Origin of the sequence: Actinomadura sp. WMMA1423, assembly GCF_006547145.1 — a bacterium.
Taxonomy (GTDB): Bacteria; Actinomycetota; Actinomycetes; order Streptosporangiales; family Streptosporangiaceae; genus Spirillospora.
This window is the reverse complement of the sequence record NZ_CP041244.1, coordinates 8663505-8688989: the sequence shown is the minus strand read 5'-3', so window position 1 is coordinate 8688989 and position 25485 is coordinate 8663505. Positions and strand designations below refer to the sequence as shown.

The following is a 25485-nucleotide window of genomic DNA, read 5'->3' as shown; positions in this document are numbered from 1 at the left end:
GGGACCTCAGCCGAGCGCATGCTCGCGCCGCGTCCCGCAGTGCGCAGAAATGAGTGTGTTTCACGTTCAATGTAACTTCGGACACATTGAAAGATCCCGTCACACGTCCACAACCGGCCACCGCCGGCTTTCGGCGGGCGGAGGGCTCGGAGCGCGGGCGAGTACGATGGCGCCGCAGTGCCTGGGTCCGCGATCGCAGGGCCCGGGGAAAGGTCACCTCTTGGACGGCTGGGCCCTCTCGCTCGTTCTCGTCGCGGCGGCCGTGCACGCCTTCTGGAACTTCTCCGCGAAACGGGTCGGGAACGGCGGAGCGTCCTTCGTCTTCCTCTACTACTCCGTTGCGGCCGCCGTGTTCGCGCCGGCGGCGGTGGTCTTCCTGGTCCTGTCCCCTCAGCGTCCCGAATGGACCTGGCTCATCGCGGCGCTGGTGACCGCGGCCCTGCACGTGGTCTATGGAATCGCTCTCCAGCGCGGCTACGCGGTCGGCGACCTGTCGGTCGTGTATCCCCTGGCCAGGGGCACGGGACCGCTGCTGTCGGTGCTGGCGGCGGTCCTGTTCCTCGGTGAGGACCCCGGCGCGCCGGGGCTGGTCGGCGCGCTCCTGGTGATCGCCGGTGTCCTGGTCGTCAGCAGCGGCGCGCAGGCGCAGGACGGCGCCTCGCCCGCGCGGCGCCGCGCGGGCGTCTTCTACGGGGTGCTGACGGGCGTCCTGATCGCCGGCTACACGCTGTGGGACGCCCATTCGGTGACCGGGCTCGCGGTCCCGCCGCTGGTCTACTTCGGCTCCGGCGCCCTCGTCCAGAGCCTGCTCCTGGCCCCGGTCGCGCTGCGGGACAGGGCGCGGGTCGCCCGGCTGTGGCGCGACCACCGCCGCGAAGCGCTGACCATCGGCCTGCTGTCGCCGGTGGCGTACCTGCTCGTGCTCTACGCGCTCCAGGTCGCGCCGGTCAGCCTGGTCGCCCCGGCCCGCGAGCTGAGCATCGTGCTCGGCGGGCTGGCCGCGTGGCGGGTGCTGGGCGAGGCGCACGCCGTCCGGCGGCTGGCGGGCTCGGCCGTGGTGCTGGCCGGGATAGCGGCCATCGCGATGGCCTGACCGCCGGCGTCAGAACGCGATGGCGACCTTGCCTCGGGCGCGGCCGCGCTCGAGGTAGCGGAGCGCCTCGGGGATCTCGGCGAACGGGTAGGTCCGGTCGATGACGGGCGTGACCCGCCCCTCCTCCATCAGCCCGGCCAGGAACCGCAGGTCGGCGGAGTTCGGTTTCCAGCTGACGGCGGCGATGCGCTGGCTGACGAACGGCGAGGCCAGGGCCCCGCGGACGATCTGCCCCGCGGGCCCCAGCAGCCCGCCGCGCGGCGAGGCGATGCCGCCGACGATCACGAGCGTCCCGCGGGAGGTCAGGCAGCGCCGCAGCCGGGCCAGCGAACGGTCGCCCACGATGTCCATGAGCAGGTCGTAGCGCGCCTCCCGCCCGGTGAAGTCGTCGCGGGTGTAGTCCACGACGTGGTCCGCGCCCAGGGAGCGGACCAGTTCGAGGTTGCGGGTGCTGCACACTCCGGTGACCTCGGCCCCGAACGCCTTGGCGAGCTGGACGGCGAACGTGCCGATGCCGCCGGAGGCGCCGTTGACGAGGACCCGCTGCCCGGCGGAGATCCTCCCGGTGTCGCGCAGTCCCTGCAGTGCGGTGTGCGCGGCCATGGAGACCGACGCCGCCTGCTCGAAGGTGAGGCGTGCGGGCTTGACGGCCAGCCGGTCCGCCGGGACGGCGACGGCCTCGGCGAACGAGCCCAGTCGGACCTCCCCGAAGACCTCGTCGCCGTGCCGCAGCCCGGTGACCGCGTCGCCCGTCCGCTCCACGACGCCGGCGAGGTCGGCGCCGAGGACGAGGCCGGGCCTCGGCCGCCGCAGCCCGCAGCTGAGCCGCACCAGCTTCGGATCGGCCCGCATGTGGCGCCAGTCGTAGGGGTTGACCGACGCCGCCCGCACCCGCACCAGCACCTCGTCCGGGCCGATGGAAGGCTCGGCGACGTCCCTGAGCGTCAGCACGTCGGTCGGGCCGTAGCGGTCCCAGGTCCAGGCCTTCATGGCGGCTTCCTTCCGGTGCTCCTCCTGGCGGGTGTCGGGCCGTTCGAGCGTCGTACGCCGTAAGGTTCTCATACGTCGTAAGGTAATCGTACGACGTAAGGCAGTCAAGGGGGGAGATAGGGAGACATCGGGTGTGAACGGGGTCTTGGCCGGTTCAGCGGGGCCGCTCAGGAGCCGGCGGCGCGGCGCCGTTCCAGGCCCTCGAGGATCAGGTCGAGGGCGAACTCGAACTCGAACTGGTCGTCGCAGAAGCCCAGGGTGCCGTCCGGGTCGTCGTGGACGGCGTCCGCCAGCATCCCGGCGAGGTTCGGGAACCGGTCGGCCATCTGCTCCATCATCGCGGCGTCGGCGGCGGCCGGGGCGTCGCCGGGCTGGAACAGCTCCTGGGCGAACCCGAGTGCGCGGCTGCCCAGGACGTGCAGCGCGCGGTGGGCCAGGTCGAAGGAGAAGCCGCCCGCCCGGAGGAGGCCCACGACGTGGTCGTAGTAGGCGATGACGGCGGGGCTCATGTCGGGCCGGGCGGCGAGCAGTTGCGGGGCCCAGCGGTGGCGGAGGAGGACGACCCTGGCGGCGAGGATCCGCGCGCGCAGCGCTGCGCGCCAGTCCTGCTCGGGGGGCGGGGCGTCGGCCGCCTCCACCGCCGCCATGATCTCGTCGAGGACCGCCTCGACGAGGCCGTCGTAGACGGCCCCCTTGTTGGCGACGTGGTGGTACAGCGACATCGCCTCGACCCCGACCTCCTGGGCGAGCCGGCGCATGGTGAGCGAATCGAGCCCGTCGCGGTCGGCGAGCGCGACGGCCGCACGCAGCACCCGCCTGCGGCTCAGCGGGATGCGCGGCCGCTCGGCCACCTCGTCGGCGTCGGTCCGTGGGGTCATGGATCTTCCTCCCGACGCACTCTACCCGTACACGGTAAGTCTCCCCCGGGCCGCGCTTCGTTCAGTGCCGCGGGAGGGGGCGGGCGCGGTCGGGGCGGTAGGGGGCGAGGGACGGGGACGGGGTGCCGTTGATCTCCTGGGCGACCAGGGCGGCCAGGTGGGGGGCGAGGGTGATGCCGCTGTGGGTGACGACCGTGTAGAGGCCGGGGGCCTGGACGCCGACGAGCGGGTAGCCGTCCGCCGGCAACGGGCGGACGCAGCGCCGCACTTCGGCGACGTCCGCCGTCAGGGTCGGGATGAGCGCGCGGGCGCGGGCGTGCAGTTCGCCGCCCACCGCCTGGACGAGCTCCGGGGAGGCGGACTCGTCGACGCCGGCGTCCAGGTCGTCGGCCTCCAGGTTCAGTCCGCCGGTCTCGGACTGCCGGACGGACAGGCCGGGGGCGTGGACGAGGCCGTTGACGACGGTCCGCGACGCGGACGTGATGGCGACGAGGCAGGGAGCCGCGGAGCCCGGCTCGGACGGGTCGACCAGCGGGAGGGTGACTCCGGCGGTGGCCAGGAGCTTGGGGCCCCGCCATCCCGCGGCGCAGATCGTGAGGTCGGCGTCGAGGTCGCGGCCGTCGTCCAGGCGCACTCCGGTCACGCGGTCGCCGCCCGTGTTGAGGCGCGTCGCGCGGTGGCCCGTCACGAAGACGGCGCCCGACTCCCGGGCGCGGTCGGCCAGCGCTCGCGCGGCGGGGCCTCCGAACACGTGGCCCTCGTCGGGGTAGTGCGCGATGAGCGCGTCCTCTGGCACGCGGATGTGCGGCTCCCTCTCACGCGCCTGCTCGGGGCCGATCAGGTCGGCCGCGTACCCGAGGGCCGTGAGACGGGTGACCCGGTCGGCCAGCCGCTCCCCGGCGTCGTCGGTGGCCGCCCAGGTGATGTTGCCCGACGGGCGGTACCAGGCCGGGTCGCCGAACTCCGCCGCCAGGTCGCGCCAGGCGGACATCGCCGCCGTCCGGAACCGGTGGTAGGACGGGTCGAAGGGGTTGTTGGCGTTGATCCAGGCGTAGCTCGTACCGGACGTCCCGGCGCCGGGCTCCTCCGCCTCCACCACCGTGACCTCGGGCACCGGGTGCGCGGGTCCGCCGGCCGCCGGACGGGTGAGCCGGTCCACGAGGGCGGCACCGATGATCCCCGCACCCACGACCAGTACGCGCATGCCCCCAGAATGGCACCCGTTTCCAGAGGAGGCGAGGGCCGCCCGGCCCTCGGGGCCGTTCTGCGGTGGGCGGAATTCCTGGGACCGGCGGGATCGCCGATCTACGATGTGCGCATGGCCGAGACCGCGCGACCGCTCACGCCCGCCGACGACATCGAGACGCCCCGCGAGCCGTCCGCGGAGCGCGGCCCGGCGGAGCCGCTGTGGCGCGACGCGCTCGGCCAGTGCCTGCGGCGGCTGCGGCTCGAACGCGGGGAGATCCTGGTGGAGACCGCCCGGCGGGCCGGGGTCTCGCCGCAGTACCTCTCCGAGATGGAGCGCGGCGTCAAGGAGCCGTCGAGCGAGATGATCGCAGCGGTCGCCGGCGCCCTGGACGTGACGCTCGGCGATCTGACGCTGGCGATCGCGACGACCCTGCTGGCCGTGCCGGCCGGATCGGCTCCGGCCGGCCCGACCTGCCAGGCGGCGTACGCCCTCGCCGCGTAGCCGGCCCGGTCACGCGGGCATCGGCTGCCGTTCCTCGAGGACGTGGTCGATGAGGCCGTACTCCAGCGCCGCGTGCGCGGTGAACACCCGGTCCCGGTCGGTGTCGGCGCGCAGGGTCGCGATGTCCTGCCCGGTGTGCCGGGAGAGGATGCTCTCGATGTCGGCGCGCACCCGGACGACCTCGTCGGCCTGGAGGATGAGGTCCGGGATGGCCCCGCGGCCCTGCCCTATCGGCTGGTGCAGGACGACGCGGGTGTGGGGCAGCGCCGCGCGCTTGCCGGGGTTCCCCGCGGCCAGCAGCACGGCTCCGACCGCGACCGCCTGCCCCACGCACGTCGTGGCCACCGGCGCCCGGATGTAGCGCAGCGTGTCGTACACGGCGAGCATCGCGCTCGGGTCCCCGCCCTCGCAGTTGATGTAGAGCTGGATGTCGCGCTCGGGGTTGTCGGACTCCAGGTACAGCAGCTGCGCCACGAGGGCGTTCGCGACGCCCGCGTCGATGGCCGTGCCGAGGTAGATGATCCGCTCGGTCAGCAGGTGCGAGTAGACGTCCATGATCCGTTCACCGCGGGGGTGCTGCGCGATGACGTTCGGGATCGTGTAGGTGCTCATCGGGCGTCTCCTCCGGACGGCGCGCCGAGCCCGACGGGCCGGCGGCGGGTGGGCATGACCTCGTCGAACGTGCTGACGATCGCGTCGATGAACCCGTACTCCATCGCCTCGCGCGCCGTGTACCAGCGGTCGTGCAGGGAGTCCTCGAATACGCGCTCGATGGGCTGGCCGGTGTCCTCGGCGATGAGCCCGAGCACCGTGTCACGGGTGTGGCGCAGGTCGTTGGCCTGGAGCTCGATGTCGACGGCGGCGCCCCCGATCCCGGCGGACCCCTGGTGCATCAGCACGCGGGCGTGGGGCATGGCGCGGCGCTTGCCGGGGGTGCCGGACGACAGCAGGAACTGCCCGGCGCTGTAGGCGATGCCGAGCACCAGCGTGGACACGTCGCACGGGATGAGCCTCATGACGTCGCGGATCGCGAGCATCGACGGCACCGACCCGCCGGGCGAGTGGATCCACAGCGCGATGTCGGTCGAGGAGTCCTCCCTCGCCAGGGTCATCAGCTGCGTCGCCAGCAGGGTGCCGTTGTCGTCGTCCAGTGGGCCGTCCAGCACGAGGACGCGCTGCTGGTAGAGCTCGCGCCGTACTCGTTCGTTGAACATCGGGATTGCCTGTTCCTCGCTCATGCCCTTCACTCTGCGCCCGCGCGCACACCGGTCACAGCCCGATCCGCCCTCGGCGGATCCGCTCAGAGCAGCGCCACCGTGCCCGGGACGGGACGGCGTTCCTTCGCGCGCCGGCGCTTGTTCCCTGGTCAGAGCGGGTATCAGGAGGTTTCCGGACGTGGGGTCGAGACGGACGCGGGGGGCGGCTTTGGGCGAGGAGACCAGCGGCATGGACGCCGGGCGGGACGTCGAGCGGCGCGTCCAGCGCGTCGGCACCGGCGCGAGCGACCGGCCCGGGACGCTCGAGACGGAGGCCGGGCCGGGCGGCGGCGCCGACGCCGACGTCCGGGAGCGCGTCCAGCACCTCGGGACGGGCGGGCACGGCGCCCTCGGGGACCGTGCGCCGGAGTCCGAGGGGGCGCAGGCCCAGGAGGACGTGCGGCGGCGCGTCCAGAGCGTGGGCACGGGTGCGAGCGGGGCCGCCGGGACGCTCGGGACGGACCCGGCGCCCGAGACCGGCGGCGCACGCAGGGACGTCGAGCGGCGCGTCCGGCACCTCGGGACCGGCGCGAGCGGCACCGCCGGGGACAGGACGGCCGGCGAGGAGTGAGCGCCAGGAGGCGCGCGCGTCGGCCTGGGCGGGGCCGGCGCGGGGCGGGCCGGTGACCACGCCCGTCCTCAGTCAGGAGGCCACCCGCACCTGGTCCCCGCACATACCGCCTGGTGTCAGGAGGGGTTCGCCGCGGTGAGCGGCGACCGGGCTGCCAAGGTGGGCGCGGTCGTCGCGTCGAAGGAGGCGTAGCGATCGGCGGCGCTGGGCGGGAGCCCGCCGTCCTCGTCGCCGGGCAGGTTCTCGGGCACGGACGCCTGGTCGCCGAAGGGCTGTTCTGAAGGTGGCATGGCTAGTCTCCCCGAGCGACCGAAGCAGTCGCTCCGCTCTACCGCTCCTTCCCCCGTCTAAACATTCCCCTGGTCTCCGGCCCGGCGCGCGCGCACGGCGCCGATCCGCCGTGGCTCGTCACCGCCTCCATCGACTTCGGCATCGTCCGCGCGCTGGACGCCACCTGGTGCCGGAGCCGGACTGAGCGCATCGGCTAGGGGCTCGCGATCAGGGTGGCGGCGTGGGCGGCGGCCGCGAGGTGGGACGGGTCGCCTGTCCGGTCGAAGGCCTCCAGCGCGGTGTCGGTGAACTTCAGGACGTGCTCGTCGCCGTGGTGGGCCGCGCGTTCCAGCGCGGCCGACGCGGTCAGCCCGGCGGGTTCCGGGTGCGGAGCCGGGTCCGCCGGGGCGTAGGTCGCGACGATCGCGGCGGCCGCCGCCCACGCGGCCGCGAGGCTGCCCGTCCACAGCCGCGCCGGCAGCACCGGCAGGACGTGCCGGACGGCGTTCGGGGCCGTGGCGGCGTGCACCAGCAGCACAGGGGCCGCGTGGCCGAGCCCGAGGTAGGCCTCGACCGCCGCGTCGACCAGGGATTCGAGGCGCTCGGGCACCTCCTCCGCCGACCCCGCCCCGCGGAGCCGGCGGACGCTGGAAGGCCAGCCGGGCGTCCCGGCGAGCCGGTCCAGCCGGTGCGCGATGTATCCGCTCTGGTCCGCCAGGCGCGCGACGCCGCGCAGGGCGTCGGCCGGTGCGAGCGCTCCCGCCGGAGGGACGGCTCCGGGCAGCTCGCGGTACCGGGCGGCCCAGAAGGCGAGCCCGTGCGCGAGCTCATCGAGCGCCTCCGGCGCGGGCGGGACGCCGGGCGCGGCGCGCAGGGCCCGTACGGCGTGCCCGACCCGGATGACGCCGTGGGTCGAGCCGGCCACCATGCCGGGGAGCAGGCGGGGCCACCACTCGGTGAGCACGTCCGTCCACGGCCGCTCGCGCAGTTCGGCGCGGAAGAGGCGCGTCCAGGCCGGAAGGCGGCGGGCGGACCCGAGCGCCGCGCGCCAGTCGCGCCGGGAGATCTCCGTGCCGGACGGGGGGAGCTCCGCGAGGCGCCGCACGTAGCGGTCGAGCCAGCGGTCGACGTCGACGTCCAGGCCGCGCCGCACGATGACCTCGACCGCCATCGGCCCGTGGTTGGTCAGCCCGTGGTTCCCCTCCTCGTCGCCGCCGAACTCCGGGCCGTAGGCGTGGAGGCGCTGGTAGGACTCGAGGAGCAGGTCATGCGAAGTGGTCATGCGGGCAGTGTCCGCCCGCCCTCGGGGCGGGCGCGACGATTAGGCTGTGTCCTCATCGAACGGGGGCTGCCAGTGATCCACCTGCATTTCACGGCGGCCGACCTCGGCCGGGTCCGGTTCGCGTCGTCGCCGCTGTGGGAGTGCGTCGCCAGCCTGCGCGCCCTCCAGACGGCGCGGGACGGGTGGCACCTGCACCGCGCCTGGTGCGAGCGGGCCCGCGCCCGGCTCGGCGAGCGGCTGCCGGCGGATGCCGTCGAGTTGCTCACGGCGCTGGTGCGGCCCGCCGGCTACATCCCCGACTTCCTGGTCCCCTCGCCGCCCCGGCGGACGGTTCCGTTCGAGGACGCCCTGGCGCAGGTCGCCGCGTCCGACCCCGAGGTGGTGGCCCGCGAGCTCGCGCACCTCGCCCGCCACCGCGCGGCGCAGCGCGGCGAGGGGCGGGAGCGGCGCCGGGCCCTGCTGCAGTCGCTCGTCGACCGGCCCGACGCCGGGATCGGGCCGGTCACCGATGCGCTCGCGGCCTACTACCGGGCGGCCGTCGCGCCGGAGTGGGCGCGGATCGAAGCGGTGCTCCACGACGACGTCGCCCACCGGCTCCAGGCGCTCGCCGACGGCGGCGTCCAGCGGATGATGCGCGACCTGCACCCGTCGGTCGGCTTCGCGGACGGCACCATCCGGGTCGTGAAGGACTACGAGGGCCACGCCGACCTCGGCGGCCGGGGCCTGGTCCTGGTGCCGTGCGCGTTCGCCTGGCCGGACGTCATCGTCCTCACCGCGCGGCCGAACGTCCCGACCGTGTCCTACGCGCCCCGCGGCGTCGGCCGGCTCTGGACGTCACGGCCGACCCCGGCCGCCGCCGCGCTCGCCGAGGTGCTCGGGCGGACGCGCGCGGCCCTGCTGGCGCAGCTGGACCTCCCCATGTCGACCACCCAGGCCGCCGCGCAGCTCGCGCTCTCGGCGCCCTCGGTCAACGCGCACCTCCAGGCCCTGCGGGCGGCGGGCCTGCTGACGGCGCGGCGCGACGGGCGGCGCGTCCTGTACTCCAGGACGGAGCTGGGCGACCGGCTGCTGGCGGGCCGCTGAGCCGCCGGGTCACCGGGCCGTGCTCTGCGTGGCGCGGTAGTGGGAGGGCGAGACGCCGTAGAGGCCGCGGAACGCCTGGCGCAGCGCCTCCTCGCTGCCGAACCCGCAGCGCGCGGCGATCGTCTCCACGGTCAGCGTCGTGCCGGTCAGCAGGTGCGCCGCCGCCTCGCCCCGCGCCCGGCGCACGAACCGGCCCGGGCTCATGCCGAGCTCGGCCATGAACAGCCTCGCCAGATGACGCCGGCTGATCCCCGCCCGCGCCGCCAGCGCCGCCGTCGAAAGGTCCGCGCCGGGGTTGCCGGCGATGTGCGCGACGGCGTCCTGGACCAGGGAGTGGCGCGCCGAGGGCGCTGTGAACATGCTCATCTGCGCCTGGTTGCCGGGCCGCTGCAGGTACGTGACGAGCTGCCGCGACACGTTCCGGGCCAGGTCCGGGCTCACGTCGGCCTCGATGAACGACAGGGTGAGGTCCAGGGCGGCGGTCACGCCGGCGGACGTGCAGACCCGCCCGTCGGACACGAAGATCGGCCCGCTGTCGAACTCGACGGCCGGGAACCGGCCCGCCAGGAAGTCGGCGTGCTCCCAGTGCGTCGACGCGCGCCGCCCGTCCAGGAGCCCGGCGGCCGCGAGCACCCCGGCGCCGGTGCACACCGAGGCCACGCGGCGGGACTCCAGGCCGAGCCTGCGCACGTGCGCGACGAGCCGCCCGTCCTCCATCGCGTCGACATAGCCGATGCCCCCGGACACCACCAGGGTGTCGAGCGGCCCGGTGACGCGCTCCAGCGAGCACTGCGCCTGGAGCGTCAGGCCCGTCCCGGTGTGGATCGGCCGGCCGCCCGGCGAGGCGAGCGAGACCTCGTAGACCCCGCGCCGGTTCAGGAAGTTGGCCGTCTGGAGCGCCGAGACGACGCAGGCGATGTCCAGCAGCTCGGCCGCGTGGTATCCCACCACGAGGACGCGGCGCAGTTCGTGCATACCGCCACGTTAAGGCCCGCCGGCGCACCTATCGCCTGTGTCCGGTAGACGGGTACCCCAAGTTTTCGGACCTCCCCGCGTCCGGTACTGGCCCGCGGCTCCCCGGCACGCCGAAAGTGAGGCCATGGCTACCCGAACTCTGGACTCCGATATGCGGACTCCCGCCCCCGCCCCCGGCCCCGCCCCCGCGCGCGCCGCGTGGTCGCGCCTCGCCCTGCACTACGTCGAGATGGTGCTCGCGATGTTCGCCGGGATGATCGTCTTCGGCGCGCTCCGCGGGCTGCTCGGGCTCACGGTCGCGTTCGACTCGCACCCGGGCGCCCACTACCTGCTCATGGCCACCGACATGGCGGTCGGCATGGCCGCCTGGATGCGTCTGCGCCGCCACGGCTGGGCCTGCACGCTGGAGATGTGCGCCGCGATGTACGTGCCGGCGCTGCTGGTCCCGCTCGTCTGGGCCGGCGCCATGAGCGGGATGGCGTTCATGACGGCCGCGCACGTCCTGATGATGGTCGCGATGCTCGCCGTGCTGCTCCGGCGCCGGCGCGAGTACCACCACTGAGCCGCCGCCATGACCACTCCTGAGATCGAGGTCGTCATCCCGCTGTACGACCGCTTCACCGCCCTGGACGTCGTCGGCCCGTACCAGATGCTCGCGCTGACCCCCGGCGTGCACGTGGTGTTCGCCGCCGAGCGGGCGGGCCTCGTGCGCGACGACTGCCGAGCCCTCCAGTTGCCCGCCGTCGGATTCGGCGAGGCACCGCGACCGGACGTGGTGGTCGTCCCCGGAGGCCCCGGCACCGTGCACGTCCTCGAAGGGACGCTCACGGACTGGCTCCGCGAGGTCCACGCCACGACCCGCTGGACGACCTCCGTCTGCTCCGGGTCGCTCATCCTCGGTGCCGCCGGCCTCATCAAGGGGCTGCGCGCGACCACCCACTACCGGCACCTGGACAAGCTCCCCGTCTTCGGGGCCGTCCCCGCGCAGGAGCGCGTGGTGGTCGAGGAGGAGGCCCGCATCGTCACCGCCGCGGGCGTCTCCAGCGGGATCGACATGGCACTGCGCCTCGTCGAGCTCCTCACCGACACCCGGACCGCCCAGGCCGTGCAGCTCTGGGCCGAGTACGACCCGCGGCCTCCGTTCGACGCGGGTTCTCCGGCGCGCGCACCCGAGGACGTCGTGGAGCTGGCCGCCGAGTACGAGGCGGCCGCGCTGGAGGCCGCGACACGAGGGCGATGACCGGCGCCCCGGCGGCCGCGGGGGCGCCGCCGGGGGCGCGTCCCGGCCGCGCCGCGGGCGGCGGCGCCCCTACAATTCCACGGGTGACCGCCTACAATGATCTTGATCCGTTCGGGGACCTGGACGCCTCCGCGCTGCCCCCGCGCCAGCAGCGGATCCTCGCGATGATCCGCGACTGGGCGGTCCGGTACGGGTACGCGCCGAGCACCCGCCAGATCGGCGACGCCGTCGGCCTGCGGTCGCCCTCGTCGGTCTCGCGCCACCTGGCGAGCTTGGAGGACAAGGGGTTCCTGCGGCGCGGCGCCGCGGTGGCCCGGCCGATCGACGTGCGCATGTTCCTGCCCGAGCGTCCGGCGCGGGAGTCCGGCGACGGCCCGGTGACCGTCCCCGTGGTCGGGGACATCGCGGCCGGCGTGCCCATCCCGGCCGAGGAGCACGCCGACGACACGCTGGTGCTGCCCCGCGAGCTCACCGGGCGCGGCACCGTGTTCGGCCTTCGCGTGCGGGGCGACTCGATGATCGATGCCGCGATCTGCGACGGCGACATCGTCGTGGTGCGCCGGCAGCCGGAGGCCCACTCGGGCCAGATCGTCGCCGCCATGATCGACGGCGAGGCCACCGTGAAGGTGTACCGGCGCCGCGACGGCCACGTCCTGCTCGAACCGCGCAACCCCGCCTACGAGGTCATCGACGGCGACGAGGCCGCCGTCCTCGGCATCGTCGTCTCGGTGCTCCGCAACGTCTGACCGCGATCCGCCGCCGGCCGGAACGGGTCCGGTCGGCGGCGGGTGCGGGTGTCAGCGGCGTCCGCCGAACTCCCAGGCGTGGACCTCGACGGCGGCGTAGCGGTCCTCGGTCAGGACCGTGCGGGCCGTGTCCGGGTCCGGGGCGCGCAGCAGGGCGACCGTGCCGAGCCAGGCGGAGCCGTCGTCGGAGAGCAGGGGGCCGAAGGCGATCAGGTCGTCGTTCGGCGGAGCCTCCAGGTCGGCGGCCTCCCCCTCCCCCAGGCCGATGACGAGGAAGCGGTCGCCGCCGGTCCGGCCGCCGGGGAACTCCCACATCGTGCGGCCCAGCGTGTTGCGCCACCGGCGCACCATGACGTCCCGGTACGCCCCGGCCTGGTAGCAGGGCTCGTCGAACGCGAACGCCCGGGCGGCGGCGGGGTCCGGCAGGTCGACGATGTGGATGCTGCCGGTCAGGACGTCGCCCGCGAAGGTCGGGCCGCGAGCGATCAGTTCCTTGTCGAACCGGTCCATGTAGGACCAGTGCTCCTCCAGCAGTTCGTGGCGCAGCCGCTCCGAGCCGGGGCGGTCACGGTGGTAGCAGAAGAACTCCATCCGGGATTTCTACCAGCCGCCGGGCTCAGGCGGGCTCGCGCGGGCGCACGGTCATGTGGATGTCCTCGGCGGCCCAGAGGACGAACCGCTCGATGGGCGTGACCGTCCGGTCCGGCACCGGCCGGAACGCCAGGCGCCTGAGCAGGACGGCCAGGACGAGCTGGGCCTCCACCATCGCGAGCGCGGCGCCCTCGCAGCTGCGCGGGCCGATCCCGAAGGGGATGTAGGCCAGGCGCGGCCGCCCGGCGGACGCCTCCGGCGCGAACCGCTCCGGGTCGAACGTGTGCGGGTCGGGCCAGTGGTCGGGGTTCGTGTGCACGGCCCAGAACGGATAGAAGATCGTCGTACCGGCCGGGACGGTGTACTGGCCGAGCTCGACGTCCTCGGTGGCCTCCCGCGCGCCGTAGGGTCCCGGCGGGTACAGCCGCATGGTCTCGCGGACCACCATGTCCAGGTAGGTCAGCCGCCTGAGGTCGCCGTACTCGGGGACGGGCCGGTCGCCGAGCACCCGGTCCAGCTCCTCGACGACGCGCTCGGCCACGTCCGGGTGCCGGCCCAGCAGGTACAGCGTCCAGGAGATGGCGACGCCGGTGGTGTGGTGGGCGGCGAGCATCGTCATGAGGACCGTGTCGCGGATCCGGGCCGGGGACTCGCCCGCCTCGGCCAGCGCCGCGATGAGGTCGCTGCGCCCGGCCTGCGCGGAGCCGCCGCGTTCGCGGTGCGCGGTGAGCACCTGGTCGACGGTGGCGCGCAGGTAGGCCAGGGCCTCGCGGGCGCGGCTCCCCTCCCCGTCCCCGGCCTGCCCCATGTACTCGGTGAGGACGGTCTCGAACGCGGACACGACCCGCGCGGCCGAGTCCGGGGACTCCAGGACGCTGCCGAGCGCGTACCGGCAGATCATGCGCAGCGACAGCTCGCTCAGGTCCTGCTGGAGCGCGACCGGCCCCTCCTGCGCCTCCCAGCGGTCGGCCAGCTCGGCGGCGAGCGCGGTGAAGCCCTCGAAGTGCGCCTCGTGCGAGGGGCGCCCGGCCAGCACCGACAGCATCACCCGCCGCCAGGGGCCGTGCTCGTCCGCCGGGATCGTCTGAAGGTTGCCCGACTCCTGGAGGGGCGCCAGGAACTCGAACAGCTTCTCCGGACGCTTGTCGATCCTGGCGGTCGCCTCCAGAAGGACCGGATCGGCCACCGACACCGCCAGGCCCGCTCCGGGCAGCGGGAACCGCACCACCGGCCCGTACTCGGCGTGCAGCCTCAACTGGTACTCGTGCAGCCCTCCGGCCGCCGCGATGGCGGCGGACCCGTCGTCCCGCGCGGGCGGGCCGGGGATGTGCGATGGGGTGCCGGCGTCGCCTCGCATTAGCGCTCCCGCATTGGCATCGTCGTTTCGGTTGTTTCCGAGTTGATCACAATGCTTACATGTCCCGGGTAACTTCGCGACATTTCCCAGGCCGGAGGTCGCGACGCCGCGAGCCGGGGAGAGGACGCTGGACACCGTCGATCCGCACACGCCGAACGTCCCGCGAATGTACGACTACCTCCTGGGCGGCAAGGACAACTACGCCGCCGACCGGGAGGCCGTCGAGGAGGTGGTCCGGCACGCCCCCGACACCCCGTTCATGGCGCGCGAGAACCGCGCCTTCCTGCGGCGCGCGGTGCGGTTCCTCGCCGAGTCGGGGATCCGGCAGTTCGTCGACATCGGCTCGGGCCTGCCCACCCAGGGCAACGTGCACGAGATCGCGCACCAGGTCGCGCCCGGTGCCCGCGTGGTATACGTCGACGTGGAGCCGGTCGTGCTGGTCCACGGGCGGGCGCTGCTGGCGGGGACGCCGCACGTGACCGTCATCCAGGGCGACGCCCGCCGGCCGGGCGAGATCCTGGCGAACGCCGAGCTGAACGGGCTCATCGACTTCGACCGGCCGGTCGCCGTGCTGATGCTGGCGGTGCTGCACTTCATCGGCGACGGCGACGACCCGCCCGGGATCGTGGCGCGGCTCCGCGACGCGATGGCCCCCGGCAGCTACCTGGCGGTCTCGCACGTGACGGGCGACTTCGACGCCGACAGCAGGGTCCGGCACGCGGGCGCGGTGTACGAGCGGGCCACGTACCAGATCACCCTGCGCGGCCGCGCGGCCGTCACCCGGCTGTTCGACGGTTTCGAACTCGTCGAGCCCGGCCTCTCCACCCTGTCGATGTGGCGCCCCGATCCGGGGTCGGTCGTGCCGCCGCGCGCGGACCGCCAATGGTGCTACGCGGGGGTGGGCCGAAAGCGCTGACCCCCGGCCCGCGAACCATTGTGACGGCATTTCGGACAAGCCCGGAAAAAAGGGTTAAGGCATCCCTTTCAGGGACGGGCTGCCCGTATCTAGCGGGGCCTCTGCCGTATACCTTGCAGCGCACGGTATATGGCAGAGCGCGAGGGCCCCTACGAGAGGCGCGCTTGAGCCGGGCTACGCCTTGCGTGCGTCGCGCAGCGCCCGAGGGAGGGCGGTGGCCGCCCGGCCGACCTTGAAGCTGACCGAGCCGCGGACGTCCGCCAGTTCCTTCTGCGCGCGCGCCAGCCCGGCCTTCGAACGGGCGAGCCGCCTCTCCGCCTCCACGAGCCGCTCCTTCAGCCTGGTCGCCTCGTTGCGCGGGCGCGTCGCGCCCTTGCCCCTGACGCGGACGAGCCGGCGACCGGCGACCTGCTGGACCTCGTGCCAGGCGTCCTCCCGTCCGGCCAGCCACTCCAGCAGGTCGTCCTGGACGGCGTCGGCGTCGCCCCAGGTGCCGTAGAGCTTCTGCGTGGTGACGCAGATCGGGCGCAGGCCGTCGAGGGCCACCGACCTCCACACCGCCGCGGCCACACCGGGAGTGTGCTCGGACCGGTAGTCGTCGCAGACGATCAGGCCCCCGGCGGGCAGCATCACGTGCGCCGCCTCGATGTCGGCCTTCACGTGCTCGTACAGGTGGGAGGCGTCCACGTGCACGAACCGGCAGGTCTCCGGCTGGACGTGGTCCAGGATCAGCGACGTCGGACCCTGGACGATCTCCGGCAGGCGGTCGTGGAAGGCGCGGTAGTTCGACTCGAACGCCCGGCGGGTCAGGGTCGAGTACGACCCCCGCATCTCCGCCTGGTTGGAGTCGTCGGGTGCGTCGCCGTCGAACAGGTCGCACACGGTGAAGGTCTCGCCCTCCCGCAGGTGGCGGCCCATCAGGATCGCGCTCTTGCCGAGGTAGGAGCCGAGCTCCACCAGGTCTCCGCGCTCTCCGAGGCGCTCCTGCCGTTCCAGCAGCCAGGTGAAGAGCAGTTGGTCGATCTTGGGGAACCACCCCTTGACGTCGTCGAGGGAGGCGGGGGGCGCGGTCTCTTGGCTGATCATGTGCGGGGCTCCAACGTCGGTTTCGGGAGCGGAGGACGCGGGACGGGTTGGCCATGATAGGCCAGTCGTACTTCATGGCCACAAGGCCGGACATCAGGTATTACGCGCGTTCTTCCTGGTCTGCGAGCCCTCCGGTGGAGCGCCGCCGGGGAAGCCCTCGCCGGGGAGTGGCGGCAGGGCGCCCGGAGAGGGGTTGTTGACAGGGCGCTCGCACGGCCCGTAGCGTGCGCCTGATTCACGGTTGCCCGAGGGAAATCCGGTGAGATGCCGGTGCGGACGCGCCACTGTATCCGGGACGACGATCCCGGGAGCCAGGTCGCTCGGGTGATCGCGACCTCATTGTCCGGGACGCGCTAGATCCCCTACGGAGGCTCCGTGAGCACGCTGTCTGCTCCCCACATCCCCCTCTCCCGCCTCGTTCCCTGGCTGCTCGCGGTGCCCGCGCTGCTGCTCCTCGGCTACCTCGTCCTGATGGACAACGGCGCCGTGTCGCAGACCGGCGGCCACCTCCACGAGCTGATGCACGACGGGCGGCACCTGCTCGGCGTGCCCTGCCACTAGGCCGCCGCATGGTGCGCACCCTGCTGGTCAGGGGCCTTCTCCTGGGCCTGCTGGCCGGTCTCGTCGCGGGCGTCTTCGCCTTCGCGGTCGGCGAGCCCCGAGTGGACGACGCGATCGCCCTGGAGAAGGCCGCCGCAACACGGGAACACGAATCCGCAACACACGAACACGAAGCGGCACACGAGCACGGCGCGGAGGTGGGCCGCGGCACGCAGAAGGCCGGGCTCTTCCTCGCCACGGGCCTCTACGGCCTCGCGGTGGGCGGCGTCTTCGCGCTCGCCTTCGCGGGCCTGCGGGGACGGGTGGGGCCGCGCTCGGACGGCGGGCTCGCGCTCGCCGCCGCCGGCACGGCCTTCGCCGCCGTGATCGTCGTGCCGTTCCTGAAGTATCCGGCGAACCCGCCCGCGGTGGGCGACCCGGAGACGATCAACACCCGGACCGTGCTGTACCTGGCGATGATCGGGGTCGGGCTCCTGTCGGCCGCGATCGCGGTGACCACGGCGCGAAGCGTGCGCGGCGGGCCGTGGGCGCGGTGGCCCGCGGCCGTGCTGGCGTTCGTCGTCCCGGTGGCGGTGGCGTCGCTGCTGCTCCCGGCCGTGGACGAGGTGCCGGACGGGTTCCCGGCCACGCTGCTGTGGCAGTTCCGCATCACCTCGCTCGGGACGCAACTGGTGTTCTGGGCGTCGTTCGGAACCCTGTTCGGGTGGTTCTGCGACCGGGCCGCCCGTGCCCCGGCGCCGGCGATGAGCGGGCCGGCCTGACCGGGCTGCTGCTCGTCCGGCACGCCACGTCGGCGGAGATGCGGCAGGCCCGCTTCCCCGCCGGCGGGGCCGCCGACCCGGCGGGCCTGGCCAGGGCGCGCGCCCTGGCCGGCGCCCTGCCGGACGGCGAGGCGTGGACCTCGCCCGCCCGCGCGGCCCGGGAGACCTGCGCCGCGCTCGGCCTCGACGCCCGCCCGGTCGCGGCGCTCGCCGAGGCCGACCACGGCTCCTGGGCGGGCGCCCGCCATGCCGACATCGCCCCGGACGCGCTGGCCGCCTGGCTGGCCGACCCGGACGCCGCGCCCCACGGCGGCGAGAGCCGGTCCGCCCTCGCGGCGCGGGTCGCGGCATGGCTCGGCGGCGCGCCGTCGGGCGTCGCCGTCTGCGACGCGGGCGTGATCCGCGCCGTGCTCGCCCACGCGCTGCGCGTCGGCGTCCCCGCGGCCGACCGGTTCGACGTCGCGCCGCTGTCCACCACGAGGATCGCCCCCGCCGGGAACGGCTGGCGGGTCTCCCACGTCAACCGGAAGGTCCAGGTGTGAACGTCGCCTATCCGTTCAGCGCCGTCGTCGGGCTGGACGACCTGAAGCTGGCGCTGCTGCTCAACGCCGTCTCGCCGCGGGTGGGGGGTGTGCTGGTGCGCGGCGAGAAGGGCACCGCCAAGTCGACGATCGTGCGGGCCCTGGCCGGGCAGCTCCCCGCCGTGGACACGGTGGCGGGCTGCCGGTTCGCCTGCGACCCGGCGGCGCCCGACCCGTCCTGCCCGGACGGCCCGCACGAGCCGGGCGGGCCGGCCGAGCGGCGGCCGTCCGCGCTGGTGGAGCTGCCGGTGGGCGCCTCGGAGGACCGGCTCGCCGGCTCGCTGGACGTCGAGCGCGCCCTGACCGAGGGCGTCAAGGCGTTCGAGCCGGGCCTGCTCGCGGCGGCGCACCGGGGCGTCCTGTACGTGGACGAGGTGAACCTCCTGCACGACCACCTGGTCGACCTGCTGCTGGACGCCGCCGCGCTCGGCACCTGCTACGTGGAGCGCGAGTCGGTGTCGGTGCGGCACGCGGCCCGGTTCCTGCTGGTCGGGACGATGAACCCCGAGGAGGGCGAGCTGCGTCCCCAGCTCCTGGACCGCTTCGGGCTGACGGTCGAGGTGCGGGCTTCGCGGGACCCGCGGGAGCGGGCCGAGGTGGTCCGGCGGCGGCTGGCGTTCGAGGCCGACCCCGCCGCGTTCGCCGCGCGCTGGCGGGACGCCGAGGCCGGTCTGGCGCAGCGCATCGCGGCCGCGCGGGAGAGGCTCGCCGGGGTCGCGCTGCCGGACGAGCGGCTGGAGCAGATCGCGGCCGTGTGCGCGGGCTTCGAGGTCGACGGGCTGCGCGCCGATCTCGTCACGGCGAACGCCGCGCTCGCGCACGCCGCGTGGCAGGGCCGCGCCGAGGTGGCGGCCGAGGACGTGCGCGCGGCGGCCCGGCTGTCGCTGCCGCACCGGCGCCGCCGGGACCCGTTCGACGCCCCGGGCCTGGACGAGTCGCTGCTCGACGAGCTGCTCGACAGCACCTCCCCCGGCGACGCCCCTCCCCCCGACGGCGGCGGCGGGGGCGGGAAGACCCCAGGCCCTCCCCAGGGACCGGCCCCGTCCCGAGAGGCGGACTCCGAGCAGGACGCGGATCCGTCCCAGGACACGGGCCGCGAGCAGAAGGCGAGCCCATCACAGGACGCGGGCGGGTCGCAGGCCGCGGGCCCGGAGCAGGACGGCGGTCCGGCACGGGACGCGGAGCGGTCAATGGACGCGGGCCCCGAGGGGGGCGAGCGGCCCGGGGGCGGTGAGCGGGTGGCCGCGGTCGCCGCGCCGCACGCCGTGCCGCTGCTGGAGGTGCCGGGCGTGGGCGAGGGCTCCGCGGGACGGCGGTCGCGGTCGCGGACGGCGCGGGGCCGGGTCACCGGGGCGCGCCGACCGGCGGCGAAGGTCCGCGACCCCCACGTGGTGGCGACGCTGCTCGCCGCCGCCCCGCGCCAGCGGGAGCGCGGCCGTCGCGGCGCGGGCCTCGTGCTGCGCCGCGACGATCTGCGGGAGGCGGTCCGAGAGGGTCGTGAAGGGAACCTCGTGCTGTTCGTCGTGGACGCCAGCGGCTCGATGGCCGCCCGGCGCCGCATGACGACGGTGAAGACGGCCGTCCTGAGCCTGCTGCTGGACGCCTACCAGCGCCGCGACAAGGTCGGCCTGATCACCTTCCGGGGACGGACCGCCGATCTCGTCCTGCCGCCGACGTCGTCGGTCGAGGCGGGCGCGGCGCGGCTGCGGGCCCTGGCCACCGGGGGCCGCACGCCGCTCGCCGCCGGGCTCGCACGCGCCGCCGAGGTGCTGCGCGCCGAGCGGCTGCGCGACCCGGCGCGGCGCCCGCTGCTCGTGGTCGTCACCGACGGGCGGGCGACCGCGGCCGGCGACGTGGACCGGGCCGCCGGGCCGCTGGCGGGCACGGCCGGGATCGTCGTGGACTGCGAGGACGGCCCGGTCCGGCTCGGCCTGGCGGGGCGGCTCGCGGCCCGGCTCGGGGCGCGGCTCGTCCCGCTCGGCGACCTCGACGGAATCGTCCGCGCGCACCGCGGGCGCGAGCACGGAAAGGCGGCCTGAGATGCCCCAGGGGAAACCCGTGTCCATCCCCGACGACGGCCTCACCACGCGGCAGCGCCGGAACCGGCCCCTGCTGATCGTCCACACCGGTCCAGGGAAGGGGAAGTCGACGGCGGCGTTCGGGATGGCGCTGCGGGCGTGGAACCAGGGCTGGCCGGTCGGGGTGTTCCAGTTCGTGAAGTCGGCGAAGTGGCGCATCGGCGAGGAGCGCGCGCTGCGCGTGCTCGGGGACAGCGGCGAGGGCGGCCCGGTCGCCTGGCACAAGATGGGCGAGGGCTGGTCGTGGATCCAGCGCCCCGGCGCCGAGGAGGACCACGCGGCGGACGCCCGCGAGGGCTGGGCGCAGATCAAGAGGGACCTGGCCGCCGAGACCCACCGCTTCTACGTGCTCGACGAGTTCACCTATCCGATCAAGTGGGGCTGGCTCGACCTGGACGACGTCGTCGAGACCCTCACCTCGCGTCCCGGGAACCAGCACGTCGTCGTCACCGGGCGGGACGCGCCCGAACGGCTGGTCGGGGCCGCCGACCTGGTGACGGAGATGGGCAAGGTCCGGCATCCGATGGACTCCGGGCAGAAGGGGCAGCGGGGCATCGAATGGTGATCCCGCGGCTGGTCGTGGCCGCCCCGGCGTCCGGCAGCGGCAAGACGACCGTGGCGACCGGGCTGATGGCGGCGCTGCGGGCGCGCGGCCTCGCGGTGTCGCCGCACAAGGTCGGCCCCGACTACATCGACCCCGGCTACCACGCGCTCGCGGCGGGACGGCCGGGCCGCAACCTCGACCCGTGGCTGGCCGGCGAGGAGAAGGTGGCGCCGCTGTTCCTGCACGGTGCCTCCGGCTGCGACGTGGCGGTGGTCGAGGGCGTCATGGGCCTGTTCGACGGGCGCGGCGACACCGGGTTCGCGTCCACGGCGCACGTCACGCGCCTGCTCGCGGCGCCGGTGGTGCTGGTCGTGGACGCCGCGCGGCAGAGCCGTTCGGTGGCGGCGCTCGTGCACGGTTTCGCGACGTTCGAGCCGGGCGTGCGGATCGGCGGCGTCGTCCTCAACCGGGTGGGTTCGGAGCGGCACGAGGAGGTGTGCCGCTCCGCGCTGGAGGCGACGGGCGTACCGGTGCTCGGCGCGATCCGGCGGGACGACGCGGTCGTGACACCGTCCCGCCACCTCGGGCTGATCCCGGCGGCCGAGCGGGGCGCGGAGGCCGTCCGGGCCGTGGAGCGGCTCGGCGCGCTGGTGGAGCGCTCCTGCGACCTGGACGCACTGCTGCGCCTGGCGGCCACCGCTCCCCCGCTGCCGGGGCCCGCGTGGGACCCGTCCGAGCATGTGGCGCCGGTCGGCGGCGGGCCGGTCGTCGCGGTGGCGGGCGGGGCGGCGTTCACCTTCTCCTATGCCGAGCACGTGGAGCTGCTGCGCGCAGCGGGCGCCGAGGTGGCCGTCTTCGACCCCCTGCGCGACGAGTCCCTGCCGGACGGGACCGGCGCGCTCGTCGTCGGCGGCGGCTTCCCGGAGGTGCACGCCGCCGAGCTGGCCGCCAACGCGCCGATGCTCGCCGAGGTGGCGGCGTTCCCGGGCCCGATCGCCGCCGAATGCGCGGGTCTCCTCTATCTATGCGAGGAACTCGACGGCCGGGCGATGTGCGGGCGGGTGCCGAGGCGGGCGCGGATGACGTCCCGGCTGACGCTCGGCTACCGGGAGGCGGTGGCGGTGGCGGAGTCGCCGCTGACCCGTCCGGGCGAGCGGTTCCGGGGCCACGAGTTCCACCGGACGGAGCTGGAGACGGTGCCGGAAGACCAGGCGGGGCCGGACGACCAGGCCGGGCCGCTGTTCCGGTGGCGGGACGGCCGCGACGGGTACGGCGACGACCGGATCACCGCCTCCTTCCTCCATCTCCACTGGGCGGGGTCCCCGGAGGCGGCTCAGCGGCTGGTGTCGTCCTCCAGGTCGCCCTCCGCCTTGAGGTACACCTCTTGAAGCCCTCGAAGAACCTCTGGGTCGGGGTGCTCCCACATGCCGCGCTCGGCCGCCTCCAGCAGCCGCTCGGCGATGCCGTGCAGCGCCCACGGGTTCGACTCGGCCATGAACGCGCGGTTCTCCTCGTCCAGGACGTAGGCGGCGGCGAGCCGGTCGTACATCCAGTCGGCCATGACGCCGGTGGTGGCGTCGTAGCCGAACAGGTAGTCCACGGTGGCGGCCAGCTCGAACGCGCCCTTGTAGCCGTGGCGGCGCATCGCGGCCAGCCACTGCGGATTGACGACCCGGGCCCGGAAGATCCGCGCGGTCTCCTCCGAGAGGGTGCGGGTGCGGACGGCGTCCGGGCGGGTGCTGTCGCCGACGTAGGCCTCCGGCGCCCGGCCGGTCAGCGCCCGGACGGTCGCGATCATCCCGCCGTGGTACTGGAAGTAGTCGTCGGAGTCGGCGATGTCGTGCTCGCGGGTGTCGACGTTCTTGGCGGCGACGGCGATCCGCCGGTAGGCGCTCTCCATGTCGGCGCGGGCGGGCACTCCGTCGAGTCCGCGGCCGTAGGCGTGGCCGCCCCACACCGCGTACACCTCGGCGAGGTCGGCGTCGTCGCGCCAGTTGCGGCTGTCGATGAGCGGCAGCAGCCCGGCCCCGTAGGCGCCCGGCGCGGACCCGAACACGCGCATCGTGGCGCGCCGCTCGTCGCCGTGCCGCTCCCGGTCGGCCCGCACGTGCGCGCGGACGTGGTTGTCGGCGTCCGGTTCGTCCAGCCCGGCGACGAGCCGGACCGCGTCGTCCAGCATCGCGACGACGTGCGGGAACGCGTCGCGGAAGAAACCGCTGATGCGGACGGTCACGTCGATGCGCGGCCGTCCGAGTTCGGCGAGCGGGACGGGCTCCAGCGCCGTGACGCGGCGGGACGCCTCGTCCCAGGCCGGGCGGACGCCCAGCAGCGCGAGGACCTCGGCCACGTCGTCGCCCGCCGTGCGCATGGCGCTCGTCCCCCACACCGACAGCCCGACCGAGCGCGGCCACTCCCCGTGGTCGGCGCGGTAGCGGGCGAGGAGCGAGTCGGCCATGGCCTGGCCGGTCTCCCAGGCGAGGCGGCTCGGGACGGCGCGCGGGTCGACCGAGTAGAAGTTGCGGCCGGTCGGCAGGACGTTGACGAGCCCGCGCAGCGGCGACCCGCTCGGGCCCGCCGGGACGTAGCCGCCGTCCAGGGCGTGCAGGACGTGGTCGAGCTCGTCGGTCGTCCGGGCCAGGCGCGGGACGATCTCGGCGGCGGCGAACTCCAGGACCCGCGCCACGGTCTCGCGGCGCTCCCGCGGCACGTCCCGGGCGGCCTCGCGGGCGGCGCCGACGTTCCAGTCCGCGTCCTCCATGGCCTGGACGAGGGAGCGGGCGGCGGCCTCGGCGGCGTCCACGTCGGCGAGCGCCTCGCCTCCCGCCTCGCTGAGGCCGAGCGCCTCCCGCAGGCCGGGGAGCGTCTCGCGGCCCGACCACATCTGGCGTGCGCGGAGCATGGCCAGCACGAGGTCGACGCGGGTCGCGCCCGTCGGCGCCTGGCCGAGGACGTGCAGCCCGTCGCGGATCTGCGCGTCCTTCACCTCGCACAGCCAGCCGTCGACGTGCAGGAGGAAGTCGTCGAACTCGGTGTCGTGGGGACGGTCGGCCAAGCCGAGGTCGTGGTCGAGCTTGGCGGCCTGGATGAGCGTCCAGATCTGGGCGCGGATCGCGGGCAGCTTCGCCGGGTCCATCGCGGCGATCGTCGCGTGCTCGTCGAGGAGCTGTTCCAGGCGGGCGATGTCCCCGTAGGTCTCGGCGCGGGCCATCGGCGGGACCATGTGGTCCACGAGGACGGCGTGCGCGCGGCGCTTGGCCTGCGTGCCCTCGCCCGGGTCGTTGACGAGGAACGGGTAGACCAGCGGGACGTCGCCGAGCGCCGCGTCGGTGCCGCACGACGCGGACATGCCCGCCGCCTTGCCCGGCAGCCACTCCAGGTTGCCGTGCTTGCCGACGTGGACGATCGCGTGCGCGCCGAACTCGTCCGACAGCCACCGGTACGCGGCCAGGTAGTGGTGGCTGGGCGGCAGGTCGGGGTCGTGGTATATCGCGATGGGGTTCTGGCCGAAGCCGCGCGGCGGCTGCACCATGACGACGACGTTGCCGGCGCGCAGGGCGGCGAGGACTATGTCGCCGTCCTGGACGAACAGCTCCCCGGGCGGCGGGCCCCAGTGCCGCTCCATCCCCTCGCGCAGGCCGGCGGGCAGGGTGCGGTACCAGCGCTCGTAGGACGCGGCGGAGATGCGGACGGGGTTGCCCGCGAGCTGCTCCTCGGTGAGCCAGTCCTCGTCCTGGCCGCCCGCCGCGATGAGCGCGTGGACGAGGGCGTCGCCGTCCTGCTCACCGACGCCGGGGAAGCCCTGCCCGAGGTCGTATCCCGCGTCCCTGAGCCGGGCCAGGAGCCGGACGGTGCTCGCCGGGGTGTCGAGGCCGACGGCGTTCCCGACGCGGGAGTGCTTGGTCGGGTACGCCGACAGCATCACCACGAGGCGGCGGTCGGCGGCGGGGGTGTGGCGCAGCCGGGCGTGCCGGACGGCGATGCCGGCGACCCGCGCGGCCCGTTCGGGGTCGGCCGCGTAAACGGTGAGACCGTCCTCGTCGACCTCCTTGAACGAGAACGGGACCGTGATGATCCGGCCGTCGAACTCGGGGATCGCGACCTGGGAGGCCGCGTCCAGCGGGGAGAGGCCGTCGTCGCTCGCCTCCCAGGCGGCCCGGCTCGTGGTGAGGCAGAGGCCCTGCAGGATCGGGACGTCCAGCGCGGCGAGGGCGCCCACGTCCCACGCCTCGTCGTCGCCGCCCGCCCCGGCGGTCGCGGGGCGCGACCCGCCCGCCGCGAGCACGGTCACCACCAGCGCGTCCGCCCGGCGGAGCGTGCCCAGCAGGCCGGGCTCGGCGGTGCGCAGCGAGGAGCAGAACACCGGCATGGCGCGCCCGCCCGCGTCCTCGACGGCCGCGCACAGCGCCTCGACGAACGCGGTGTTGCCCGCCATGTGGTGGGCGCGGTAGTAGAGCACGCCGACCACGGGGCCGGCGCCGTCCCGGGCGGCGCGGTCGAGCCGTCCCCAGGCCGGAGCCGGGGCGGGCGGCGCGAAGCCGCGGCCGGTCAGCAGCACGGTGTCGGACAGGAACGCGTGCAGCTCGGCGAGGTTGGCGGGGCCGCCGTGCGCGAGGTAGGCGTGCGCCTCGGCGCACACCCCGCCGCTGACCGTGGACAGCTCCATCAGCTCGGCGTCGGGGGCCTGCTCGCCGCCGACGACGACGACCGGGAGGGGGCCGGCGAGCAGCGCGCCGAGCCCCTCCTCCCAGGCGCGGCGCCCGCCGAGCAGCCGCACCACGACGAGGTCGGCGCCCTCCGTGAGCTCCGGGAGGTCCTCCACGGTGAGCCGGGCGGGATTGCCCAGGCGGTAGGCGGCGCCCGACGCGCGGGCGCTCAGCAGATCGGTGTCGGACGTCGACAGCAACAGGACCGTGCGGTCGTGTTCGGGCACGGCGCA

The 25485-nt window shown here is 74.8% G+C and carries 26 protein-coding genes and 1 riboswitch; of the genes, 14 read left to right on the top strand and 12 right to left on the bottom strand.

Annotated features, from left to right (window positions below):
- Positions 1 to 220: 220 nt before the first annotated feature.
- The gene (locus tag FKD65_RS40040; RefSeq protein ID WP_141584773.1) at positions 221 to 1093 is read left to right on the top strand and encodes a DMT family transporter; all 873 of its coding nucleotides are present in this window, start codon (positions 221 to 223) and stop codon (positions 1091 to 1093) included.
- 9 nt (positions 1094 to 1102) lie between these two features.
- Here the strand turns inward: FKD65_RS40040 and FKD65_RS40035 are convergent, their stop codons facing one another.
- The 3 genes from FKD65_RS40035 to FKD65_RS40025 form a co-directional block, all read right to left on the bottom strand.
- Positions 1103 to 2155, bottom strand: coding sequence for an NAD(P)-dependent alcohol dehydrogenase (locus tag FKD65_RS40035; RefSeq protein WP_240809841.1), 1053 nt, complete (start codon positions 2153 to 2155; stop codon positions 1103 to 1105).
- Between the two features lie 95 nt (positions 2156 to 2250).
- On the bottom strand, positions 2251 to 2961 hold the full coding sequence (locus tag FKD65_RS40030) for a TetR/AcrR family transcriptional regulator (RefSeq protein WP_141584770.1): 711 nt from the start codon (positions 2959 to 2961) through the stop codon (positions 2251 to 2253).
- Positions 2962 to 3022: 61 nt separating this feature from the next.
- The gene (locus FKD65_RS40025; protein WP_141584767.1) at positions 3023 to 4165 is read right to left on the bottom strand and encodes an FAD-binding oxidoreductase; all 1143 of its coding nucleotides are present in this window, start codon (positions 4163 to 4165) and stop codon (positions 3023 to 3025) included.
- A 114-nt stretch (positions 4166 to 4279) separates the two neighbouring features.
- Between FKD65_RS40025 and FKD65_RS40020 the strand changes: the two genes are divergently transcribed.
- Positions 4280 to 4651: a helix-turn-helix domain-containing protein gene (locus FKD65_RS40020; protein ID WP_141584765.1), complete on the top strand. Its 372-nt coding sequence runs from the start codon at positions 4280 to 4282 to the stop codon at positions 4649 to 4651.
- Between the two features lie 9 nt (positions 4652 to 4660).
- Here FKD65_RS40020 and FKD65_RS40015 read toward each other — a convergent pair whose 3' ends face one another.
- Together FKD65_RS40015 and FKD65_RS40010 are read right to left on the bottom strand one after the other, a co-directional pair.
- Entirely contained in the window at positions 4661 to 5263 is a 603-nt protein-coding gene (locus FKD65_RS40015; protein WP_141584762.1) for a ClpP family protease, read from the bottom strand.
- The gene (locus FKD65_RS40010; protein ID WP_141584760.1) at positions 5260 to 5889 is read right to left on the bottom strand and encodes a ClpP family protease; all 630 of its coding nucleotides are present in this window, start codon (positions 5887 to 5889) and stop codon (positions 5260 to 5262) included. The genes FKD65_RS40015 and FKD65_RS40010 overlap by 4 nt, the downstream gene beginning before the upstream one ends.
- 208 nt (positions 5890 to 6097) lie before the next feature.
- Between FKD65_RS40010 and FKD65_RS40005 the strand changes: the two genes are divergently transcribed.
- Positions 6098 to 6478: a hypothetical protein gene (locus FKD65_RS40005; protein WP_141584758.1), complete on the top strand. Its 381-nt coding sequence runs from the start codon at positions 6098 to 6100 to the stop codon at positions 6476 to 6478.
- Between the two features lie 116 nt (positions 6479 to 6594).
- On the opposite strand, the gene FKD65_RS44640 is transcribed toward FKD65_RS40005, so the two are convergent.
- Positions 6595 to 6768, bottom strand: coding sequence for a hypothetical protein (locus tag FKD65_RS44640; protein ID WP_168221332.1), 174 nt, complete (start codon positions 6766 to 6768; stop codon positions 6595 to 6597).
- Between the two features lie 194 nt (positions 6769 to 6962).
- Complete coding sequence (locus tag FKD65_RS40000; RefSeq protein WP_141584756.1) at positions 6963 to 8030, bottom strand: questin oxidase family protein; 1068 nt, start codon at positions 8028 to 8030, stop codon at positions 6963 to 6965.
- 72 nt (positions 8031 to 8102) lie between these two features.
- On the opposite strand from FKD65_RS40000, the gene FKD65_RS39995 reads away from it, so the two are divergent.
- Positions 8103 to 9113: a DUF5937 family protein gene (locus tag FKD65_RS39995; RefSeq protein ID WP_205718432.1), complete on the top strand. Its 1011-nt coding sequence runs from the start codon at positions 8103 to 8105 to the stop codon at positions 9111 to 9113.
- Positions 9114 to 9122: 9 nt separating this feature from the next.
- Here the strand turns inward: FKD65_RS39995 and FKD65_RS39990 are convergent, their stop codons facing one another.
- A complete protein-coding gene (locus FKD65_RS39990; RefSeq protein ID WP_141584751.1) occupies positions 9123 to 10088 on the bottom strand; it encodes a GlxA family transcriptional regulator in 966 nt (321 codons plus the stop codon).
- A gap of 124 nt (positions 10089 to 10212) precedes the next feature.
- On the opposite strand from FKD65_RS39990, the gene FKD65_RS39985 reads away from it, so the two are divergent.
- The 3 genes from FKD65_RS39985 (at position 10213) to lexA (ending at position 12074) form a co-directional block, all read left to right on the top strand.
- Positions 10213 to 10650: an LPXTG cell wall anchor domain-containing protein gene (locus FKD65_RS39985; protein WP_240809840.1), complete on the top strand. Its 438-nt coding sequence runs from the start codon at positions 10213 to 10215 to the stop codon at positions 10648 to 10650.
- Between the two features lie 9 nt (positions 10651 to 10659).
- Positions 10660 to 11328 carry a DJ-1/PfpI family protein gene (locus tag FKD65_RS39980; protein WP_205718431.1) on the top strand — a complete coding sequence of 223 codons (669 nt, stop codon included), beginning with the start codon at positions 10660 to 10662 and terminating at the stop codon, positions 11326 to 11328.
- Positions 11329 to 11411: 83 nt separating this feature from the next.
- Positions 11412 to 12074, top strand: coding sequence for a transcriptional repressor LexA (lexA, locus tag FKD65_RS39975; RefSeq protein WP_141584749.1), 663 nt, complete (start codon positions 11412 to 11414; stop codon positions 12072 to 12074).
- A gap of 51 nt (positions 12075 to 12125) precedes the next feature.
- Here lexA and FKD65_RS39970 read toward each other — a convergent pair whose 3' ends face one another.
- Positions 12126 to 12665: a YciI family protein gene (locus tag FKD65_RS39970; RefSeq protein ID WP_141584745.1), complete on the bottom strand. Its 540-nt coding sequence runs from the start codon at positions 12663 to 12665 to the stop codon at positions 12126 to 12128.
- A gap of 25 nt (positions 12666 to 12690) precedes the next feature.
- Positions 12691 to 14022, bottom strand: coding sequence for a cytochrome P450 (locus FKD65_RS39965; protein ID WP_141584743.1), 1332 nt, complete (start codon positions 14020 to 14022; stop codon positions 12691 to 12693).
- Between the two features lie 127 nt (positions 14023 to 14149).
- Between FKD65_RS39965 and FKD65_RS39960 the strand changes: the two genes are divergently transcribed.
- Positions 14150 to 14938, top strand: a complete 789-nt coding sequence (locus tag FKD65_RS39960) for an SAM-dependent methyltransferase (RefSeq protein WP_302931626.1) — start codon at positions 14150 to 14152, stop codon at positions 14936 to 14938.
- A 174-nt stretch (positions 14939 to 15112) separates the two neighbouring features.
- On the opposite strand, the gene FKD65_RS39955 is transcribed toward FKD65_RS39960, so the two are convergent.
- Entirely contained in the window at positions 15113 to 16024 is a 912-nt protein-coding gene (locus tag FKD65_RS39955) for a class I SAM-dependent methyltransferase (protein ID WP_141584739.1), read from the bottom strand.
- 255 nt (positions 16025 to 16279) lie between these two features.
- A riboswitch (cobalamin riboswitch) is annotated at positions 16280 to 16340 on the top strand.
- A 59-nt stretch (positions 16341 to 16399) separates the two neighbouring features.
- Here FKD65_RS39955 and FKD65_RS39950 point away from each other — a divergent pair.
- From FKD65_RS39950 to FKD65_RS39925, 6 genes are read left to right on the top strand one after another with little or no spacing between them, the layout of a single operon-like run.
- Positions 16400 to 16585, top strand: coding sequence for a CbtB-domain containing protein (locus tag FKD65_RS39950; protein WP_141584737.1), 186 nt, complete (start codon positions 16400 to 16402; stop codon positions 16583 to 16585).
- An 8-nt stretch (positions 16586 to 16593) separates the two neighbouring features.
- Positions 16594 to 17346 (top strand): CbtA family protein, encoded by a 753-nt coding sequence (locus FKD65_RS39945; RefSeq protein ID WP_141584735.1) that lies wholly within the window; start codon positions 16594 to 16596, stop codon positions 17344 to 17346.
- Positions 17289 to 17888 (top strand): histidine phosphatase family protein, encoded by a 600-nt coding sequence (locus FKD65_RS39940; protein ID WP_240809839.1) that lies wholly within the window; start codon positions 17289 to 17291, stop codon positions 17886 to 17888. The genes FKD65_RS39945 and FKD65_RS39940 overlap by 58 nt, the downstream gene beginning before the upstream one ends.
- Complete coding sequence (locus FKD65_RS39935) at positions 17885 to 19966, top strand: VWA domain-containing protein (protein WP_141584733.1); 2082 nt, start codon at positions 17885 to 17887, stop codon at positions 19964 to 19966. Before FKD65_RS39940 ends, FKD65_RS39935 begins: the two co-directional genes overlap by 4 nt.
- Position 19967: 1 nt before the next feature.
- Positions 19968 to 20570, top strand: a complete 603-nt coding sequence (gene cobO, locus FKD65_RS39930) for a cob(I)yrinic acid a,c-diamide adenosyltransferase (RefSeq protein ID WP_141584731.1) — start codon at positions 19968 to 19970, stop codon at positions 20568 to 20570.
- On the top strand, positions 20564 to 21937 hold the full coding sequence (locus FKD65_RS39925) for a cobyrinate a,c-diamide synthase (RefSeq protein ID WP_141584728.1): 1374 nt from the start codon (positions 20564 to 20566) through the stop codon (positions 21935 to 21937). The genes cobO and FKD65_RS39925 overlap by 7 nt, the downstream gene beginning before the upstream one ends.
- On the opposite strand, the gene cobN is transcribed toward FKD65_RS39925, so the two are convergent.
- Positions 21883 to 25479 carry a cobaltochelatase subunit CobN gene (gene cobN / locus FKD65_RS39920; RefSeq protein WP_141584726.1) on the bottom strand — a complete coding sequence of 1199 codons (3597 nt, stop codon included), beginning with the start codon at positions 25477 to 25479 and terminating at the stop codon, positions 21883 to 21885. The genes FKD65_RS39925 and cobN overlap by 55 nt on opposite strands.
- Positions 25480 to 25485: the final 6 nt, after the last annotated feature.

Bases quoted from the DNA above. Each gene is read 5' to 3' on its own strand.
- FKD65_RS40035 (WP_240809841.1), bottom strand. From the start codon at position 2,155: ATGAGAACCTTACGGCGTACGACGCTCGAACGGCCCGACACCCGCCAG.
- FKD65_RS40030 (WP_141584770.1), bottom strand. From the start codon at position 2,961: ATGACCCCACGGACCGACGCCGACGAGGTGGCCGAGCGGCCGCGCATC.
- FKD65_RS40025 (WP_141584767.1), bottom strand. From the start codon at position 4,165: ATGCGCGTACTGGTCGTGGGTGCGGGGATCATCGGTGCCGCCCTCGTG.
- FKD65_RS40020 (WP_141584765.1), top strand. From the start codon at position 4,280: ATGGCCGAGACCGCGCGACCGCTCACGCCCGCCGACGACATCGAGACG.
- FKD65_RS40015 (WP_141584762.1), bottom strand. From the start codon at position 5,263: ATGAGCACCTACACGATCCCGAACGTCATCGCGCAGCACCCCCGCGGT.
- FKD65_RS40010 (WP_141584760.1), bottom strand. From the start codon at position 5,889: ATGAGCGAGGAACAGGCAATCCCGATGTTCAACGAACGAGTACGGCGC.
- FKD65_RS40005 (WP_141584758.1), top strand. From the start codon at position 6,098: ATGGACGCCGGGCGGGACGTCGAGCGGCGCGTCCAGCGCGTCGGCACC.
- FKD65_RS44640 (WP_168221332.1), bottom strand. From the start codon at position 6,768: ATGCCACCTTCAGAACAGCCCTTCGGCGACCAGGCGTCCGTGCCCGAG.
- FKD65_RS40000 (WP_141584756.1), bottom strand. From the start codon at position 8,030: ATGACCACTTCGCATGACCTGCTCCTCGAGTCCTACCAGCGCCTCCAC.
- FKD65_RS39990 (WP_141584751.1), bottom strand. From the start codon at position 10,088: ATGCACGAACTGCGCCGCGTCCTCGTGGTGGGATACCACGCGGCCGAG.
- FKD65_RS39985 (WP_240809840.1), top strand. From the start codon at position 10,213: ATGGCTACCCGAACTCTGGACTCCGATATGCGGACTCCCGCCCCCGCC.
- FKD65_RS39980 (WP_205718431.1), top strand. From the start codon at position 10,660: ATGACCACTCCTGAGATCGAGGTCGTCATCCCGCTGTACGACCGCTTC.
- FKD65_RS39970 (WP_141584745.1), bottom strand. From the start codon at position 12,665: ATGGAGTTCTTCTGCTACCACCGTGACCGCCCCGGCTCGGAGCGGCTG.
- FKD65_RS39965 (WP_141584743.1), bottom strand. From the start codon at position 14,022: ATGCGAGGCGACGCCGGCACCCCATCGCACATCCCCGGCCCGCCCGCG.
- FKD65_RS39955 (WP_141584739.1), bottom strand. From the start codon at position 16,024: ATGATCAGCCAAGAGACCGCGCCCCCCGCCTCCCTCGACGACGTCAAG.
- FKD65_RS39945 (WP_141584735.1), top strand. From the start codon at position 16,594: ATGGTGCGCACCCTGCTGGTCAGGGGCCTTCTCCTGGGCCTGCTGGCC.
- cobO (WP_141584731.1), top strand. From the start codon at position 19,968: ATGCCCCAGGGGAAACCCGTGTCCATCCCCGACGACGGCCTCACCACG.
- FKD65_RS39925 (WP_141584728.1), top strand. From the start codon at position 20,564: ATGGTGATCCCGCGGCTGGTCGTGGCCGCCCCGGCGTCCGGCAGCGGC.